Genomic DNA, 17,861 nt, shown 5'->3' on the forward strand with positions numbered 1-17,861 from the left:
TCAAAAATTTCCGATCATTATATTTACTATACGTTTCTCTCTAGACACAAACTGGTTAGCCCTTTGCAAAATTGTTCATCAAAAACTACAGGAATGCCCCCCTAAAAAAGTTCCCCTGGACAAAAAGTCCAAGGGATTTTTATCGATATCGGTTAGAGAGCAACCGAAGGGAAACTCCCTTGACTGCTACTTAAAAACTACTTTACGATAAAGAACGTAATTCCATATTGTTATACAAGCCATAGTAATTATCTTTGCAAATATTTCAACAAATCCAAAGCTGACCATTATTCGTATTGCATTGGTGCTAAACGTTAAGTTTAATGAGAATAAAATAAGATATAATATAAAACTTCGTTTTAAGTTGGAACTAGTGGGAAATGACCATCCTCTATTGACAAAAAAATTAAATAAGGTTGCTAAAACAACAGCAGCAATATTCGATATCGTAAGATCTATGAATAACATCCTTAAAAAAGAAAATATTAAAAGTTCAATTAACGCTGATGAACCGCCAACAATTAAGTATTTAACAAATCTTGGTATGGAATAACTTCTTTTATTCTTTAAGCTCAGAGAACCTTCCAACTCTTTATTCATTATTAAGTCCTTCTCCTTGTATTTTTGAAATTGAATACGTACTTATTCTTTTCTTTATGTTGTGTCTTCAGGATGCTTGTTTATAAAAATCACCTTCCCAATAAAATTATAACTTTATGTAATAATATACTTATGGTTGCTTTATCATTTGGTGTTTTAGGCTATATTTATGTTGTATTTTAAAGTATATTGAATAGTACATCAATCATATCAACATTACTATAATGAATTTAACATAAGGAAGCCGATCTCGTGAAAATTAGAGACCGGCTTCCTTATTATCAACTACGTAAATGTTCGATCAACTTAAATTTTTCTTGATAAACCCATGAGATCTTCGACTATATTAAGTGTCGCAGCTGCTTTTTGGGAAGCTTTAGCTGCACCAGCCGTCAATACTTGATCAAGGTAGCTGCTATTAACAAATTCCTTATACCTTTCTTGAATGGGACGAATGGCCTCAATAATCACTTCAGCTACATCATTTTTAAATTGTCCGTATCCTTTTCCGTCATAAAGCTGCTCAATTTCTTTAATTGACTTATTCGTAATTAAAGCATATATAGCCATAAGATTCGATATGCCTGCCTTAAGCTCTCTATTGTAAGAAATTTTGTTTTCCGAATCTGTTTGAGCCTTTTTAAGCTTTTTCAGGATTATCTCAGGTTCGTCAAGCAAATAAATCGTTGCAAAGGAATTTGCATCAGATTTACTCATCTTTTTCTGTGGTTCTTGTAATGACATAATTCTTGCTCCGACTTCTGGAGTGTGAATAGCAGGAATTTTAAAAGTTTCCCCATACCGATTATTAAATCGTTGTGCTAAATCCCTGGTTATTTCAATGTGTTGTTTCTGATCATCTCCAACCGGAACATAATCAGTTTGATATAGGAGTATGTCCGCAGCCATTAGCGGCGGATAAGTTAGTAAGCCGGCAGGGATAGAGTCACCATTCCCATGACGTTGAGATTTATCCTTATATTGAGTCATTCGTTCAAGCTCTCCAATATAAGATAAAGTAGTCATTATCCATCCCAATTTGACATGTTCAGGTACTTCGGATTGAATAAATAGTGTTACTTTATCCGGGTCCAAACCTATTGCCAAATATAATGCGGCTAAATTCCTGATGTTATTCCTGAGCTGATTCGGTTCTTGGGGAACAGTAATAGCATGTTGGTTGACTATACAGAAATAACACTCATGCTCATTTTGATACTTTGTAAAGTTTTTCATTGCTCCAAGATAATTCCCTAAAGTTATTGTGCCACTAGGTTGTACACCCGAGAAAATTACCGCCATAAATAACTCTCCTTTAAACTAAAATATAAAAGGCCCAATCATCCTAAAAGGGACGATTGGACCGTGGTACCACCCATATTTATTTAATACTACACATATTAAATCACTCTTTCCGTATTAAAAATAATACGGCATCTTTTGTAACGTGTGGATTATCACGTCAACTCCTACTACCATTTCGGGTTGCTGCTCAAGAGGCCATTCAATATTTATTCCACACTGATTCTCACCAGCCATCAGCTCTCTGACGCTTCCTAAATAGTTACTCTTCTCTATCATCGCTTTTAATTACTATTTATATTAACTAGTAGTTTATCAGTTTAAAATCATTAAATCAAGTTTCATTCGTCAACCGTTCTATACGTCTGTCCCTACAGCAACGGAAAAAACCGAAATTCTCATGATTACTTTTCATTTTTGACAATTTCAATTGCCGACTTGCCCGTCATATGCTCAATCTTGACCTCAACCAGACTAACTCTACCCCAGTCTTTTTCAATTTCCCTCTGCCCTTCCTGAATATAGTCCGGGGAATACTTTTTAACAAGGCTTTCAAGAGCGGCTCTCCTCTCACTGTCTTCCGTCAGAATCCTAGCTCTGCCAAAGGCAACGACACTACGAAAATGGGTCGTGAAGGTTTCCTGGATAACCTTATCCTGGTTAATGACACAGAAGGACACCTTTTCATCCCGCTTGATTGCATCGATCTTGTGGCCTTCTTTTGCGCAGTGGAAATAAAGTTTACCATCGACATAAGCATAACTTATCGGAACGGTATACGGATAACCATCATCGCCCGTTACAGCCAGCACCCCTGATGATTGAGCCTTGATAATTTCTCTTGCCTCTTCCTCAGGCAAGAGCTGTTTCTTTCTTCTCATTTCTCGAAACATTAATACACCTCATTTTAATTCTTCTTGTTTTAGCTATTGTACAGTACACCATCTGCTTCATTAACAGCACTTACTTTTACTCAACAAGCCATTGACCCATTTGCCTGGCTTCCTCTAAGAGTTCAGTTTGATTGACTAAATCCTCAGGCTGACGGGTCCCACCGGCTATGAGAATTTTATACGATCCAAAGCCAAGGAATAAAAGGTTATTCCCTACATGCTCAAAGTAATGCCGAAATAAAGACGTCTCAGTCCTGCCTTGGGTTACCGCGAGTAAAACCTTTTTCCCTGATTCGAGACTGCTGGTATAGCCAGGACGGAGGTACGGCAGCAAGCGATCAACTGCAGTTTTTAATTGCGCCGACATCTGCCACATATAGACTGGCGTAGCGAAAACAATCCCATCGGCACTGGCTATCTCATCTAATATTTCCTGCATATCGTCCTGCTGCACACATTGGCCTTTCTCTGTACAAGCACGACATCCCTGACAGGCTTTAATATTCATACCACTCAGATGGTAAGACTTGACCACAGCTCCTAGGCTGCCAGATCCTTTAATGACCTCATCAGCCAGAGCTGCCGTACACCCATGTTCATGGGGACTTCCGTTAAGGACTACAATTTTTTTCACAGAAAATAACCCCCTCACTAAATTTGGTTTTAGATAATTACACGAAGTAACCCAAAAGCTTAGAGCAAGGAGGACTATAGCCAACGCTCCTAACGTAGTTCAATAGCTTTAAAATTCCTCCGTACTTAATTCAAAGCCTTCCAGAATTGCAGGGTCATCAATCTCAATCAGCAAATACTGTCGTCCATTCCTCTTGACTTGTTTAATGCGCTTTAAGTCCTCATGACGAATCTTAATTTGTGCGACATTGCTTTTAATTTCAATCACTTTACTGCTTGGTAACAGGTTGGTCGCCTTAAATTCATAATTTGCCTTTTCAGTATTGACCAAAAATGAACTTTCTAATTTACGTGTATCTTCAATTCCGCTTTTGACAAGAATTTGTTCAATAGCTTTGACGCCAAGGGTAGGGATCTCGCCGTCTTCATCTGCATCAAGGATGCATTCACTTATCTGTTCATAAACATTGGCAATTACCTCAGGTTCAACCTGATCTCCTGCGACGTCTTTAATAATTGTTAAAAACCGTTCTTTATCATCTTGAGCTGTTGGGACTAGCTCACAATTTAAAACATGGTGAATAAAAGATTCACTAGGTTGATTATCTTTTTTGGTATAATAAATGACTTTATTCGTATCTGCATACCCATCACTCATGGAAGGAAACACAAATCCCTCTTCAGGTGATACGGCATTGATATAAACATTCATCGGGATGTCAACTCTAAAGTTCTTTTCCTCAAAATCAAACATCAAGGCCCGTTTGGGACTGGACACCAAGTTGACGGTACCCATCATAAATTGAAAAGCATTAACAACATCGTTTTTGGCTGCGTCATCTTCGCCCACTTCGTTTTTTGCAGGAATCCAAAATTCCCCACGGGTAAATGAAATCATATAATCCGATTCGTAGGATTCACTGTGATCTATGATTTTTTTCACAATGTGCCCAATCTGTTCTTTGAAATCCGAGTTTAGGGCCTCAAACAGGACCTTTTGCTCCGGGTTTTCACCGAGTTTGTTGTCCGCAAAACTTAGTTCAAATATTTTACTGTCCAGTTGACCTGTAATAAGCTTTTTAAATCCTTTGAGGTAAAACTCCTGTTTTAATTCGTCCATTTGCTCAAAATATTCAGTTTCTACCCCAAGAATTTGTGCATTATCTTTTTTGATATAAACACTGCAAATTTCCCCTAATTTTAGCCCGTCATTGCCTGCCTTAAATTCTTTTCTAAGCTTGGCGAGATCATTTTTGTCCATTCTTAATCCCCTTAGTCAGTATAATTTCCAATGTCTTAAATGTTAACATAGTTGGATATGAAAGTGAACTCATTCAGCTAAAGCTGAACATCGGAGCTTCGGTGGGGAGTCATTTTAGGACAGTTAAGCGTTGCAAACTGGTTGGAATAAATGGCACCATGGGGCCCATATCTGTTATGTAAGGGCATAGAAAAAAAGGGCCATTAACCATAATAAGAATGAACATGATAGTCTGAAGTTATCAAAAAATCCCCCCCTTTTATCTATCTTACATCCAATAATGGACTGGGGTGACAAGAAGTTATCGGGACAAAATTATTATTTTAAGAAAAAAGCAGTTTTACAACGAAATTCACTTACCACAATGTGGCAAGATCTTGGGACAAAGCATATCATGTACTATCTTTTAGGATAACGGGGGTAACTAATGGCGTTAGGTGTTGTTGATGGGACTTTAGGCCATCCTCGTTTTCTAACTGGCATCTCGATCGTAGTCGTTCATTCTTTTGCTCATCGCAATGGGCATCATATTTTAAGGCTAAAATTATAGGAAGGAGACAAATAAATGGGCGGATTTCTCTTTAGTGGGACTGGCATCGGCGCTGGTATTATTGCTATTGCCATTTTAATTCTTATTGCTTTGGGTGTGATTTTTTAAAGCCTGCAGTGAAACAGTTGGTTGATAACCTAATTAACATTTCAATGTAGTACGGTTGAGAAAGGAGGAAATCTAAATGGTCGGTTTCAGACGTTTTGGATTCTTTAACCCATTCTTTAACCCATTCTTTTTCCCGTTCTTCCCATTCTTCCCATTTTTCTTCTTCGGACGGAGGTTTTAACATTAAGGTTGGTCCTTAAACTCCATGTATCCATTTTAGTTTTATGTTTTAAGAACAAATAATTTTACCCAATTGAAGGCTACTAACATTAGTGATTCAGCTTTCAATTGGGCTATATATCTTAGATGGTTCGTGAAAATTACTTATCTTATCGATATTCTAATATGTTATAACTGTAAATTCCGTTTTGCCCTATTTAATATTCTAAGGTAATGATTGGCTTCTCTTAATACATGATCCGCCAAGAGCGGAATTAGAATTGATTTTATCTTGCATGTCAGCAGCCCTTCCGTACCAGCTGCTTTAAAATCCCTAAATGACCGGGTTGCCGTAATAGTTTCCCGTGTTAACTGTCCAAGAGTTGTGCCTTGTCCTTTTCCCTGCGCTACAAGCTCAAGCCTATCAAACTGGTCCGCAAAATTATTTGCTTTAATTATTAGACCGGATTCAGTTGGATCTAATAAGTGAGTGATAAACTGTGCATGTTCCGCCATTTGCCGATTCCAAAACTTTTCTTCTTCGAGAGCTTCCTGAACAAAGCCAACTACCATGTGCCGTTGCAATCGTTCTAAATGATGAATGTAGAAAAGCGCTTCTCTCTGGATATGAATTACAAAAATGGGAAATTAAACGTGAACAGTCAAGCATATGATTTTAAATCCGCTGGCGATGCCCTTGTTAGGTGATCATGTCATCCGGGAAGCGAATCATTATCTAAGAATTTTGAGTACATTTCTCAGACGTTTAAAGTGAAAACCCCACCCTGAACTATTGTATTATAAAAGTTTCTAAAACTTATTCAAATGAAAGATAGTTAAGTAGTATGTAATCTAAAGCCAAAGATTAACATACTACTTTTTAGTTACAAATCAAGGAACTATGCTAAAATAATCATTGCATTTTTATAACAAGGATATATTGTAGACACAAAATCTTCGTAAATTAAGAAGGAACGAAAGTAAAAAAATAGTACAAACTAAATAATACGGGTGGTAAGGATGGTTCTTATTGACTATCTTTTTATAATTCATTGCGTCTAAATATGGAGATAATGAATCTAACTTCGTTTGGGAAGGACTGATAGAATGAAAGCGAACATATACCAATCAGGATTGACAGATGCCAATAGTTCCTTTGAGTCAATCGTCGAGAAGAACCAGGATAAAATTCTGAACCTTATATATGGAATGATCGGTGATTACCATTTAGCTCAAGATTTAACCCAAGAAGTCTTTTTAAAAGCATTTCAGTCATTAGGCACATTTCATGGCGAATCAAAATATTCTACATGGCTTTACAAAATTGCGGTCAATCATACGATTGATCATCAACGTAAAGCCTGTGTACGTCATGAAAATAGTACACCTGATGACCAATTTGAAAAGACCCCGGCAGGTACTGACCCTGACTCGTCCTGTCAGAAAACAGCGATTCGTAATATCCTATTCAAATCAATAGCTGAACTACCCGATCAACAAAAAGAGGTCTATATTTTGCGAGAAATCAACGGTTGTACCACGAAAGAAGTCGCCGAAATTCTTAATTGTTCCAACGAGTTAGTAAAATGGCGATTACACAAAGCAAGATCATTATTGAGGAAAATCCTGTCATCTAAAAACCAATACGGTAGCACTGGAACATTTACTCTCACTGCCAAAGGCCTTGAGTAAACAAGATTTTTGGAACCACTATCTTTTTCCCTCACTACTTCGTCAAATAAATGAAGTCATTGTGAGGGGAGGAAATTTAATGTTTGATGCTGCTAAAAAGGAAAAGGCTCTTGCGGCTCTCATCGAACTTTGCCATCATTGCGGAGAAAATCATTCTGATGAATGTCCGTTGGCAAAAGCTATGATTGCAGTAAAAGCTATTCCCACTGAATAATTAGATTCGTTTGAAACTCTCCGAAATGACTCACCCGCTTAAACAAACGGGCGAGTCTTTCCACTTTTTAAGGGCTAGTATGAATAAATGATTATATGAATTGATTTAAGGGCGTAATAATAAAGCATTTCCAACTAAAACCATTGACATTATCAGAATTTAAATGTATTTTTTTAATTGAGAATAGTTATCATATTCGATTGCAAAGAAGGAGGTACATAATGGCTCGGACAATCAAGACAATATTACTCATTGCAGCCATTCTAGTTACGTTAAGCCCAAGCAAAGTTTGGGCGGCATCTACTCAAGCTTCTGATAATATAACTCGTGCCGAAGTCTTTATCGATCATGCGTTAACGGCCTCGGCTCAAGGGCACTTGTCCGAAGCGAAACAAGATTATCAACAATTCCATGATATCTGGGGGCAAATCGAAGATAGCGTAAAACAGGAATCGGGAGAAGCGTACAAAGAAGTTGAGTCCAACATGGGTCAAGTGGATTATGCCTTCATGCAAAAGAAACAAAATGCCATTACTCAGGCATTACAAGGACTTAAAACCGTTAATTCGAAGGTAATCCATGGCGATTTTCCCAAGGGGCAACAGTTTAAACAAGAATCTATCTCATTACGTGATTTCATCGTTCTTTTACAACAAACTAAGCTCAAAGCTCAGAATCAGCAACAACAAGAAGCGCTCGCTGAAATTTCTAAAGTAAGAGATTCCTGGCTCAGTGTGGAAGGCGATGTCGTTGCACAGTCCGCATCTGTTTATGCCGATTCGGAAAGGGATATGGTCACGGTCAATGCAATGCTTTCGGCAAATCCGCCAAATTATCAAAGTTCGATTCAATTACTGAATCAGATGATCAACTATTTAAGTCCACTAACAGGCAAATCTGGGTATACGTTTTGGGATGCTGCTATGATCCTAATCCGCGAAGGTCTTGAAGCGCTATTAGTGATCGCTGCTTTACTAGCCTTTGTAAAGAAGTCGGGGCAAACCAAGGGGAGCACCTGGGTTTGGCTTGGAGTTATAGGGGGACTCATACTTAGTATTTTGGTGGCTATTATCGTTAAGTTTGTTTTCTCTTCAGGTGCATTTGGTAACAACAATGCTTTGATCAATGGCTGGACGGGTATTTTTGCGGCTTTGATGCTCTTATACATGAGCTATTGGCTTCATAGTCAATCTAATGTTTCTGATTGGCAGAAGTACATTAGGGAAAAAAGCACGTCCGCTCTGGATACCGGAAAAATGGTTTCGTTAGGGGTTCTCTCGTTTCTGGCAGTCTTTCGCGAAGGAACTGAAACTGTCTTGTTCTTTATCGGAATGGTAAATCAAATAAGCATGAAAGAACTTATTCTAGGCTTGGCCCTTGGATTTGGTTTTCTTGGCACTCTGGCTTATTTGATGATTCGTTTAGGCTTGAAGCTTCCCATTCGGCCCTTTTTCCTGGTATCTAGTGTCATTGTATTTTACCTATGTATTAAGTTCACTGGAATGGGGATTCATGGGTTACAACTCGCTGGTACGATACCATCCACAACGTCTTCAAGTATACCCAATCTGGACTTCATAGCACTTTATCCATCATGGCAAAGTGCTATACCTCAGATGGCTCTGATTGTCATTGCTCTTCTCGTGATCCTATGGAAACGGTTAAAACCCATAGGAAACTAGTTCAAAAATGCGAAATTGTAGGAGGAATATTTCAATGAAATCAACTCGATTATTATTAGCATCAACTCTAGTTATCAGTTTAACTGTTATTGCTGGATGCGCAAACAGCACTTCGTCCTCGACACAAAGCACTACCTCTCAATCAACATCAAATCAGACAGCAACACCATCGGCAATTCATTCAGGTGTAACAAAAATGCTCAGCATTACAGATACTTTAAAGTCAGCTATTAATTCTGGAGATGAAGTGACCGTCAAGAAAACTGGACCCCAGTTAGAAGATGCATGGAGTCCCTTTGAAGACAGTGTAAAACAGAAATATCCTGATCTCTATAAAAAAATCGAAGACTATCTTGATCCAACGATAGCAGGCTCTAAAGCAAGCCCAATGGATAAACAAACTCTCGGAACATTGAATGGAGAATTGACTCAAGCCTTGAAAGAATTATCAACTAAGGAATAGTAACAAAGAATTTTAACAACAGAAACCAATTACCCAAAACTCTTATACTCCCTAAGAATCCCGTTTAGCTTTTCTAGGCGGGGTTCTTAATATTTCCACCCAGTTAATGATAAATACATATCCAATCGATCTGCTCATTTTACCACTTCCCCAACTTCATACGCCGGAACTTACTTCTGCAATTCCCGCAGAACACCTTTCCGGAAAAAGCATAGTCACTCGTGAACTTGCTCATCCACTAGGACGATTGGATTAATAAATTACTACTTTTAGGCCGAAACAATTCTCCAAATGCTGCCCCTCCCAAAATCAATACAGCTCCGGCTATTTGCATAAGACTTAACTTTTCTCCTAATATGGCAGCTAAAAAAATCAATGCCGAAAGTGGCTCCAAATAACCGCAGATTGACACAGTCTGCACAGGCAGACTACCGATGGAAGAAAAATAAAAATAGCAACCAAATTCCAGTATTAACAACCTTTTAAACGATTCCATACTTCTAAACGAAATGGGGGGTGCATCTTTTAACGAAGAAGATGCAAGAAACATAAAAAGCACCGCCATTAACGATGCTAACTTAGCCTAAAACGTCGAAAAGCCCAGCAATGCTGGGCTTCTTATGTTCATAAAAAATTGTGGCAGAACCCATTTCTTTTCCAACAAAGGAACTATATCTTTTCCAAAAGCCCCCCTTTATAGGGAGGCTTTTAGATTACGATTTGTTATTATGGAAGCATAAAGTTTCCTTTAGAGCAAAAAGGAAACATATAACTTCCATATGATATATTTGTTGTTAGCTTCACTTATTAGTTATTAATCCCCATAAATTTGTTTTCTGGGAATTAATCTAGTATCTATACGAGTTGTCTTTTCAACAAAATCAAACAAATCAAACATTAATTTAGTAGTTAATTCATTAAAATCATTTCCAAGTACCTCTCTAATTGACTTCTTTTCACTTTTTTGTGGTAATAACGTTGAATAAATAATAATGTCCATATATCTTAAAATATCTTTAGCTTCATTTGGTCTTCTTAATAAGGTAATACAAAGTTCTACTAAATTATCAAAAAATCTTGGTTTAGTATCAATCATCTTTCTAATCTGGTCATAGTTCCGAGCAGTTTTTTCAAATATTTTATCTACTATAGCTAACACTGAACTATATTTATCCAAATTGTAAATACCATTATAAAGAAAAAGTAATACTCCATGTTTAACATCACTTAAACTAGTACGTATTACATAACTACAGGCCTTGAAAATAGAAATAGTTAATAAAATAATTAAATCCATTACAATAATTTGATGATTTTTATTTAACGGGTTTAACTTATCAGCATATTTAGATAATAACGAAAGAATATTATGAAGATTAGTATGGTCTTCACTTATCCAATAGTGATATTTACGGTAGTTAAGTAATTCAGCAATTTGTTTTTCGGAGATTTGTTCTTGTTTTAAAAATAGTTCCTCAGAAAATATATTAATGCCATCTAATTCATTTATATTATATATACGTTCTAAAGCAACTAAATTTTTTCCATCCATTAATGAAACATTGAGCTTATTAGCGACTTCTCTCAAATGAGATGGAATTGTCTTTTTCCCCATAACTAAATATCCCCGAGTACTATCGAGGCTTTCCATTACTCCTTTTAACCAGTATAAACGATTTGATGGGCTAACATTTTCTCCATTTTTGCAATCCACGATTATCGGTTCTATTTGAAAGTCATCATGAACATTTATCCCAAGGACATCAACATCGGTAAGTTCACCAATACCATCCCGTCTACCTGATTGCTCCTGTTCACCGTAACCCGCAATTTTTACGTCTATTCTTGCATAATGGCCCATTTGCCATAAAATCTGTTTAAATTTAATTTTTAATTGCATATCCAAATCTGTGGATTTCTTGAACTCTTTTATCATTGACGAAGCAGGTCTTCCAATATTACCGTTTTCAAGTTTATCTTCCTTATTCTTGATGATATTAGTTTTATTTTCTGCCATTTTGGGATTTTCCTTAAACATAGAAATTTGTGTTTTGGGAGTATCACTTTCAATTTCTATACTATTTTGTTTCTCCTCATTCATGATAGAAGGTGCGTCAGGCAGTATGGGGTTTTCTATTTTAGTTTGGTCATAATTGGAGGTGTATGACTCTTTATTTGAATCAAGCGGAGTGTTTTCATTTTGTGCCTTTGTTTGATCATTATCACTTTTAATTTCCAAGTCATTTCCTCCCTTTAAATGTATAAACGCCTTGAATAACATTGAGAAGTTCTGTTGCCATCTCTGGTGTTACATCTTTCTTTTTGTTTGCTTCCTTTATTGATTTGAAAGCACTAACACTTTGGCCCTGAGTACCTATAAACCTTTTTATTTCATCATCATTTTCTTTTCCACCCTCTACCTTTTCTCCATAGAGAATGAGTTCCTTTGCTAATTTTACAGCCCTAATATTCGCTTCAGTATCAATCAATCTGAAGGAATACCAGTTTCCCCCAGTACTATCCAATGCTCCTATACCCTTCGAAGCCAGCAAGAAATACTGTTCTTTTGCTACTGTGGTTGAACGAAGTCTATATCCTATTGTGGAATCCATAAGAGCATTAAGTATATAAACTGGATTCGTTATTGGATATTTTGCAAAATTCTCTCCTGTTCTAACACAAGCAACTATGTCCCTTGCTTTCTCAAGTATAATCTTTTCTGATGGGTCCGTATTATATGGTGTAAATAAAAACGGGTGGTCAATACCTTCCATTCTAACAACAGGAGTGGGGAGGATTGCTTTAGCAACCAAGGCTTGCATCACTGGGTTTTTAGATATTTCGACAGGAAATCCTTGATACACTTTTATCTTTGTCATTGCTTCTTTGAACTCAACAGAAGAAAATTGTTCGATAATCGCGTGTGCCGAAATAGCATTTTCGTCCCAATACATAGGGGTACTTATAAGATGTATATTATCTTCAATAGTAGTAAATTGAAGTAGTTGCGATTCACGTCCAAAATACATTAATCTCCTAAGTTGTTCTTCGTCTAAATTATAACGCTCTTTTACATCTTCTGTTGTAAGAGGCGCAGTTGACAATTCTTGTAAAATATCAATAGTTCCCAACTCAATTTCCTCTGGAGACATCTCTTCAGTTAAATATTCCGAAAGAGTTTCATAATTGCTTTTTAAGTATTTAGATTTTATATAAATCTTCTCTGGTTTATTCTTCTTACCCATAAGTTGAACAAGGCCACAGTCCTCTAATACATTAAACACTTGTTTTAACCACATAACATCAACTCCGTATTGATGAGCGGCTATTGGCTCGAAACGCTGATAGTCAACTACATCCATACCATGTAAGGTTGATATAACCTGCCCAGCCATCCCAATAGTCCTAGTGGCTGTATAATCGGTCAAATACCCACTTGTTGGATCAACATTTGCAGATACAGCATTATGCAAATCCTGACATCTCAATGAATATAATTCGTTCTCCATTTTGAAACACCTCTTGTTTATCTAATCCCCTTGACTATTGTACAATAGTTACAATTTTCGAACAATACAAAGGGGGAAATAATCAAAAGGTGTTGAATTTATTCTATATCCCTAAATGATTAGCGTATTTAGTCTCAGTGATTAATTATGCGGAAGCAAAAATCGTTAGTTTTTACCTATTATCACCTCAAACCAAGTTCTATTAAAGCATCTATCTATACCTTATTTTCAAAGCTATTGCTATAAAAATTCTTATTTATTAAAATACCCACTTTTTCTTTACTTGGGTATATTCCCTTCTCATAGAGGTCGAATACAATTCGTTTTATTTGTAAATATCTCTGTTCTCTCCTTTTCTCCAATAAAATGCTTTGCTGGGTATCTCGAACTTCTTGCAATTCTTTTGTTTCATTTGGAAATGCGGTTTTGATTGTTTGTCTAGATAGATGAAACATCTCGGCTACCTTTCCAATTGGAGGAATTTCAACATTATCTTTAGCCATATTTAATAATTCCTGTAGCCTTTGTTTTAGCTGTACGTTATCTTTCGCTTTTATACGATTACCTTTTTTAATTTTCCTTTCTAATTTAGTTTGTGCCGACGTTATATCATTTTCAGAAAGAATTTTAGAATACATCCTTTTAATGGGAATATTTATCGAATAACATAATTTAAGTAAAGTTTCCCCATTAGGAATTTCCTCTCCATTTTTCCAATAATTTAGCGTATTAACACCTACTCCTGATTGACGACTTATATAATCCATACTTTTTAGTTTATTTTTTAACATGATTAGATTTTGGGATAAATTATTTAAACTCATTTTACCTTCATATTTTAGAAATTCACTAATGTTTGAAACTACCCACTTTGACCAGTCCTCATCTTTTACCCCTGTTATGTTATTTTCTTGTCCTAACCATTTTGAACAGTAAAGGCAAAATCCAAGCCTAGAGCGGCCTGAGATTTTTGGATTTTTCTTTCCACAATGTGGGCACTCAGAAACTAAAGATATTTTATGTTTGGGGCAATAATCAACCATTAATAAGTACCATAGTAAAGGTTCGTATATAATCTCATTTCTATCATGCCATTCTGTGTAGCATTTTGGGCACCAGGCTTTATGGCCTTTAAGGGGAACTAATATTAAATCCTTTGTGTTCCAGGTAGTTAACAATTTCATATTTTTTAACCCTGTGAATTCCTCTAGAATAGCAATTAAATCTTGACCCGCCTTTGAGAAACCATTTATATTACCTAGTGTTCTGTAGTCTGACTTTAAATTCAATGCTTTTTCAGATTTTAAAATAATACCATATAATAAAGTCCCAACTTTTAAGTGGTGAGCATCGGCTAAACGGTTGATGTGACTTGTTAAACTTTCAACATAATATCTTGTACCTATACCCCTTGGTTTTAATGAATAGAGCTTAGTTGGAACACATTGAACAAAACACCTATTGCTTTTTAACATTATCTCTAAATCTTCTCCTCTTAAAAATACTCTACATAACCGCATCTCTTTTTGGGCTTCTGTTAAATGGTTTGGTACTGTCCTTTGTTGTATTGCTCTTTTCTGAATTATCCTGTGACTCATCTTCGGATTTTGCATAAACTAACTTCGAATCAATATCTCCTCCCGATTGTACTTCCTTCATTTTTCGCTCTCCTTCCTCTATACTCTGATACATCCCGTCAAGTCTGTACCCTGAAAATTTTGCTTCTTCTAAATGCTCCCGAGTTAAGGTTTTAGCATCTGAATCTAAAGCAAGTGCATAAGCGTCCATGAGCCAAAGTTTTAATGTCCCAATGCACCCCAAAGAATTTTTGTAAAAATACTTCCAGTCTTGTTTATTAATTAAATCTTCTGCCTTTTGTTCAAGTGGCATATTTTGAAGAAGCTTTTTGGCTGTTTTCCCAAAGATATTGACCTCACTTGTAACTTCTGAGCGATAACGCGGAAAATCTACAATTCTAGTTCTTTGATTAATCTGGTCTGTTGACTTAAGGTTTAAATCCACTAAAAGCGAAAGTAAGTCATACGTCCCAACCAGTATAATCGAAGTTTCGCTCAAGTTGGTTAGAGATTTAATTAAATCAACTGACCAGTTAGATTCTTTTCCACTTACTACTCGCAATATATGGTGTGCTTCATTAATAATAAGAGCCATTACGTCCCTGTACCCCCGATGGTCCACATATAAAAACTATTCTTTCAGGTACGTCATTTGTAATAAGCCTAATTGTCTTATTAATTGCTTCATCTAAGAACTTGTGGGATACAATGCAATCTGCAAAGTACTTTTTACGTTCTTCCTTAGTTTTATCTAACAACTCTACTGGGAATTTATTTTTCCCTTCTTCGCCCATTTAATAAAATCCTCCATTACCAGGTAAACAAACGATTAACGGGCCTTAATTTGAAAGCTCCCTTAGTCATGTAAGCAGTCAAGCAAAACCAGCAACTTTTCGCCACAAACCATACAACATTTTTGTTACTGTGTAATGGTCTTCCTATGTTGGAGTCTGTAGCTGTTTCCTGTCATGTTTAAAATCTCGCAGTGGTGAATAAGGCGGTCTAAAATCGCCGTTGTAATTGTGGCATCCCCTAAAAAGTCAGCCCATTCATCGAATCCTTTGTTTGAGGTAATGATGAGTGATGTTTTCTCGGACATTGAAGACACGAAACCGAAGAACAAATTGGCTTCTATTGTAGAAAGTGGCATGAAGCCAACTTCATCAATAATAACCAGTGATGCCGAGTTGAGTATTTTTATTCGTCTCTTACTGGCGGTCGAGATTTGCGAGGTTTTTAGTGTAATTATGAGTTCATCCAAGGTTGTAAAAGCTACGGCATAACCTAGGTTTAAAGCCTGTACCGCTAAGGACAAGGCCAAATGCGTTTTCCCAATACCAGGTGGTCCCAGGAAACAAATGTTGAACGCTTGCTCAACCCAAGTCATATCGGACAACCTTAACATCTGTTCCTTGGATACGCTGCGTTGGAATCCGAAGTCGAAGGTTTCCAGAGTCTTTTCGGCCGGTAGATTTGCTCTTCTTCTGCGAATTAGATTTTGCTTTTCCGTCCGAAGACGTTGTTGCTCTGAAAGGAAAACTTCAACACTTTCGAGAGGCGTGAGATTATTCTTTTTAGCATAAAGGTTTTCTAAATCAACAGGGACCAAATGAAGTCCCGACACTAATGCATTGACACGTTCAATTCGTTCATTAATGGCTGCTACCTACCTTTGCATACACATCCAGAGAGCGTTTCTCAGTGGTCACATGATACTTGTTGTTGCTAACCGGAATAGCATTCAGGACGATGACTTGTTTTGGTTTAGCACTGTGCTCTAAAAAATCCTTTACATAGGTTATTCCGAAGAGTTTGCTCACCTCACAATATCTGATGGCATTGAGTACGTCATCAATCCCATAGTTATCGCATAATGTTTGCAACAACCGGAACTGATCACGGGCATAGCGTGCTTTTTCTGTTCGAATTGTCTGCAGAAAACCGGTTGCCTTGAATAATAACAGCTCATCAACAGTAGTTTGAGCTTTATCCATCGAGTCTGTAATATCTCTGGAATGACTGGTGCTCTTAATTAATTGACCTCTGCCGGTTGAGATTGGATGTTCACAGATAAATTCACCGAATACGGTCATAATCGTTAATTTTTCATTCTTCGCTTCAATGCTGACCTCTTTTTGGTTGTTGTATGTACCAAGAGGTAAAGAGTACCGATTGCTGTCGTAGACGATCGTGTTATCTTTCCGAACGTTTCTGCAGATGGTTACATCACCGTTTAATCGGATGTCCAGCAGGGGTCTTAGGTGTTCACGTTCATCTTCAAACACCTTGGCTGGTATCTTTTTGGTAGTGCCGTGAACTTTCGCATTACCGGTTCTATCCAACCATTTTAGGAACGAACTGTTGAGAACTTCCTCATCAGCAAAAAGTCTGTTTTCAAGGAAATTATACTTGATGAATTTAACCACATTCTCGATCTTACCCTTCCTTTCCGGATCAGCTGCGCGGCAGAGGTATTCTTAAATTGCATTCTTGCCGGAACTTCTCAAACTCAAAGGTATGAATAATATCTCCATAGTTTTCTGAAACGCTGACGATACTATCCTGATCAAATACCATTTCTAGCGGCATCCCACCTATATATCTAAAGCACTCATGACAGCTTGAAACCAGATCGCTTGTTGTGAAGGGCCGAGTTTGAAAGAATGCCCATTTGTAACGTGCATGAGCGAGTACAAAGGCTGCAAAGCGAATCTTTACACGCTGCCCATCAATGGATTGCATCCACTTTTCACCAAAGTCCACCTGTAACTGCTGCCCCATGGGGAGCTCTTCTACAGCCTCATAATCTCTGGGATGATTGGATTTTTTAAGATTATATTCCTCTCGTAACCCTTTGACATAACGGCTGACAGTTCGTTCCTTGATATCCTCTTTATAATGCTCCTTAAGCCAGTCGCATACTTGGGCGGCTGTCATTGTTGGATATTGTGTCAACCAACTAATGATAATTTCCTCATATTTTGAAAGTAGCAGTTCTCGGTTAATGCTATACAGCTGTTTGGCGAATTCATCCGCTGTCATGTTCCAATATCGTGTTACGGTTTCCCGATTTATGTTCAGCTGCTTGGCAGCCCGAGACCGAGTGAATCCAATCTCTTTAAGTTGCTGTATCTGTTTATACATCTTAAATCCTTTCATTCTAACAGCTCCTGACCTCTTTGCTAGCCCCTATTCTAACAAAGTCCGATCGCTGTATT

At 37.1% G+C, this 17,861-nt stretch carries 21 protein-coding genes and 1 other annotated feature; of the genes, 6 read left to right on the forward strand and 15 right to left on the reverse strand.

Annotated elements, in window-relative coordinates:
• Positions 1-186: 186 nt before the first annotated feature.
• The 5 genes from B5Y67_RS14255 to B5Y67_RS14275 all read right to left on the reverse strand — a co-directional run bounded on the left by B5Y67_RS14255 (position 187) and on the right by B5Y67_RS14275 (position 4,689).
• Entirely contained in the window at positions 187-600 is a 414-nt protein-coding gene (locus B5Y67_RS14255; RefSeq protein ID WP_088227106.1) for a GtrA family protein, read from the reverse strand.
• 306 nt (positions 601-906) lie between these two features.
• Positions 907-1,902, reverse strand: a complete 996-nt coding sequence (trpS, locus tag B5Y67_RS14260; RefSeq protein WP_088227107.1) for a tryptophan--tRNA ligase — start codon at positions 1,900-1,902, stop codon at positions 907-909.
• Positions 1,903-1,947: 45 nt separating this feature from the next.
• Positions 1,948-2,190: a binding site (T-box leader), on the reverse strand.
• Positions 2,191-2,306: 116 nt separating this feature from the next.
• Positions 2,307-2,795 (reverse strand): pyridoxamine 5'-phosphate oxidase family protein, encoded by a 489-nt coding sequence (locus B5Y67_RS14265; protein WP_088227108.1) that lies wholly within the window; start codon positions 2,793-2,795, stop codon positions 2,307-2,309.
• Positions 2,796-2,871: 76 nt separating this feature from the next.
• On the reverse strand, positions 2,872-3,429 hold the full coding sequence (locus B5Y67_RS14270) for a flavodoxin family protein (protein WP_088227109.1): 558 nt from the start codon (positions 3,427-3,429) through the stop codon (positions 2,872-2,874).
• A 108-nt stretch (positions 3,430-3,537) separates the two neighbouring features.
• The gene (locus B5Y67_RS14275; RefSeq protein ID WP_088227110.1) at positions 3,538-4,689 is read right to left on the reverse strand and encodes a DUF4317 domain-containing protein; all 1,152 of its coding nucleotides are present in this window, start codon (positions 4,687-4,689) and stop codon (positions 3,538-3,540) included.
• A gap of 427 nt (positions 4,690-5,116) precedes the next feature.
• Here B5Y67_RS14275 and B5Y67_RS26225 point away from each other — a divergent pair, with 427 nt between their 5' ends.
• Positions 5,117-5,239, forward strand: coding sequence for a hypothetical protein (locus tag B5Y67_RS26225; protein WP_282432780.1), 123 nt, complete (start codon positions 5,117-5,119; stop codon positions 5,237-5,239).
• 456 nt (positions 5,240-5,695) lie between these two features.
• On the opposite strand, the gene B5Y67_RS14285 is transcribed toward B5Y67_RS26225, so the two are convergent.
• Positions 5,696-6,079 carry a DUF2935 domain-containing protein gene (locus tag B5Y67_RS14285; RefSeq protein ID WP_242975979.1) on the reverse strand — a complete coding sequence of 128 codons (384 nt, stop codon included), beginning with the start codon at positions 6,077-6,079 and terminating at the stop codon, positions 5,696-5,698.
• Positions 6,080-6,176: 97 nt separating this feature from the next.
• Here B5Y67_RS14285 and B5Y67_RS26365 point away from each other — a divergent pair, with 97 nt between their 5' ends.
• The 5 genes from B5Y67_RS26365 (at position 6,177) to B5Y67_RS14300 (ending at position 9,557) form a co-directional block, all read left to right on the forward strand.
• Positions 6,177-6,281: a DUF2935 domain-containing protein gene (locus B5Y67_RS26365; RefSeq protein WP_140419101.1), complete on the forward strand. Its 105-nt coding sequence runs from the start codon at positions 6,177-6,179 to the stop codon at positions 6,279-6,281.
• Positions 6,282-6,613: 332 nt separating this feature from the next.
• A complete protein-coding gene (locus tag B5Y67_RS14290; RefSeq protein ID WP_088227112.1) occupies positions 6,614-7,198 on the forward strand; it encodes an RNA polymerase sigma factor in 585 nt (194 codons plus the stop codon).
• Positions 7,199-7,277: 79 nt separating this feature from the next.
• A complete protein-coding gene (locus B5Y67_RS26230) occupies positions 7,278-7,412 on the forward strand; it encodes a hypothetical protein (RefSeq protein WP_282432781.1) in 135 nt (44 codons plus the stop codon).
• 221 nt (positions 7,413-7,633) lie between these two features.
• Entirely contained in the window at positions 7,634-9,094 is a 1,461-nt protein-coding gene (locus tag B5Y67_RS14295; RefSeq protein WP_088227113.1) for an FTR1 family protein, read from the forward strand.
• A 34-nt stretch (positions 9,095-9,128) separates the two neighbouring features.
• Entirely contained in the window at positions 9,129-9,557 is a 429-nt protein-coding gene (locus B5Y67_RS14300; RefSeq protein WP_088227114.1) for a hypothetical protein, read from the forward strand.
• 238 nt (positions 9,558-9,795) lie between these two features.
• Here the strand turns inward: B5Y67_RS14300 and B5Y67_RS14305 are convergent, their stop codons facing one another.
• From B5Y67_RS14305 to B5Y67_RS25940, 9 genes are all read right to left on the reverse strand, one after another.
• Positions 9,796-10,122, reverse strand: a complete 327-nt coding sequence (locus tag B5Y67_RS14305) for an EamA family transporter (RefSeq protein ID WP_282432782.1) — start codon at positions 10,120-10,122, stop codon at positions 9,796-9,798.
• 249 nt (positions 10,123-10,371) lie between these two features.
• Positions 10,372-11,796 (reverse strand): hypothetical protein, encoded by a 1,425-nt coding sequence (locus B5Y67_RS14310; RefSeq protein WP_088227115.1) that lies wholly within the window; start codon positions 11,794-11,796, stop codon positions 10,372-10,374.
• 1 nt (position 11,797) lies between these two features.
• On the reverse strand, positions 11,798-13,066 hold the full coding sequence (locus B5Y67_RS14315; RefSeq protein WP_088227116.1) for a hypothetical protein: 1,269 nt from the start codon (positions 13,064-13,066) through the stop codon (positions 11,798-11,800).
• Positions 13,067-13,281: 215 nt separating this feature from the next.
• The gene (locus tag B5Y67_RS14320; protein ID WP_170932697.1) at positions 13,282-14,541 is read right to left on the reverse strand and encodes a TniQ family protein; all 1,260 of its coding nucleotides are present in this window, start codon (positions 14,539-14,541) and stop codon (positions 13,282-13,284) included.
• A gap of 31 nt (positions 14,542-14,572) precedes the next feature.
• On the reverse strand, positions 14,573-15,238 hold the full coding sequence (locus B5Y67_RS14325) for a TniB family NTP-binding protein (protein ID WP_088227118.1): 666 nt from the start codon (positions 15,236-15,238) through the stop codon (positions 14,573-14,575).
• Complete coding sequence (locus B5Y67_RS14330; protein ID WP_088227119.1) at positions 15,222-15,437, reverse strand: hypothetical protein; 216 nt, start codon at positions 15,435-15,437, stop codon at positions 15,222-15,224. The genes B5Y67_RS14325 and B5Y67_RS14330 overlap by 17 nt, the downstream gene beginning before the upstream one ends.
• Before the next feature lie 125 nt (positions 15,438-15,562).
• Entirely contained in the window at positions 15,563-16,300 is a 738-nt protein-coding gene (gene istB, locus B5Y67_RS14335) for an IS21-like element helper ATPase IstB (protein ID WP_088227120.1), read from the reverse strand.
• Positions 16,296-17,069 carry a hypothetical protein gene (locus B5Y67_RS25935; protein WP_242975981.1) on the reverse strand — a complete coding sequence of 258 codons (774 nt, stop codon included), beginning with the start codon at positions 17,067-17,069 and terminating at the stop codon, positions 16,296-16,298. Before B5Y67_RS25935 ends, istB begins: the two co-directional genes overlap by 5 nt.
• A 28-nt stretch (positions 17,070-17,097) precedes the next feature.
• Entirely contained in the window at positions 17,098-17,802 is a 705-nt protein-coding gene (locus tag B5Y67_RS25940) for a hypothetical protein (RefSeq protein WP_242975982.1), read from the reverse strand.
• Positions 17,803-17,861 lie beyond the last annotated feature (59 nt).

This window comes from Desulfosporosinus sp. FKB (assembly GCF_002196705.1).
Taxonomy (GTDB): domain Bacteria; phylum Bacillota; class Desulfitobacteriia; order Desulfitobacteriales; family Desulfitobacteriaceae; genus Desulfosporosinus.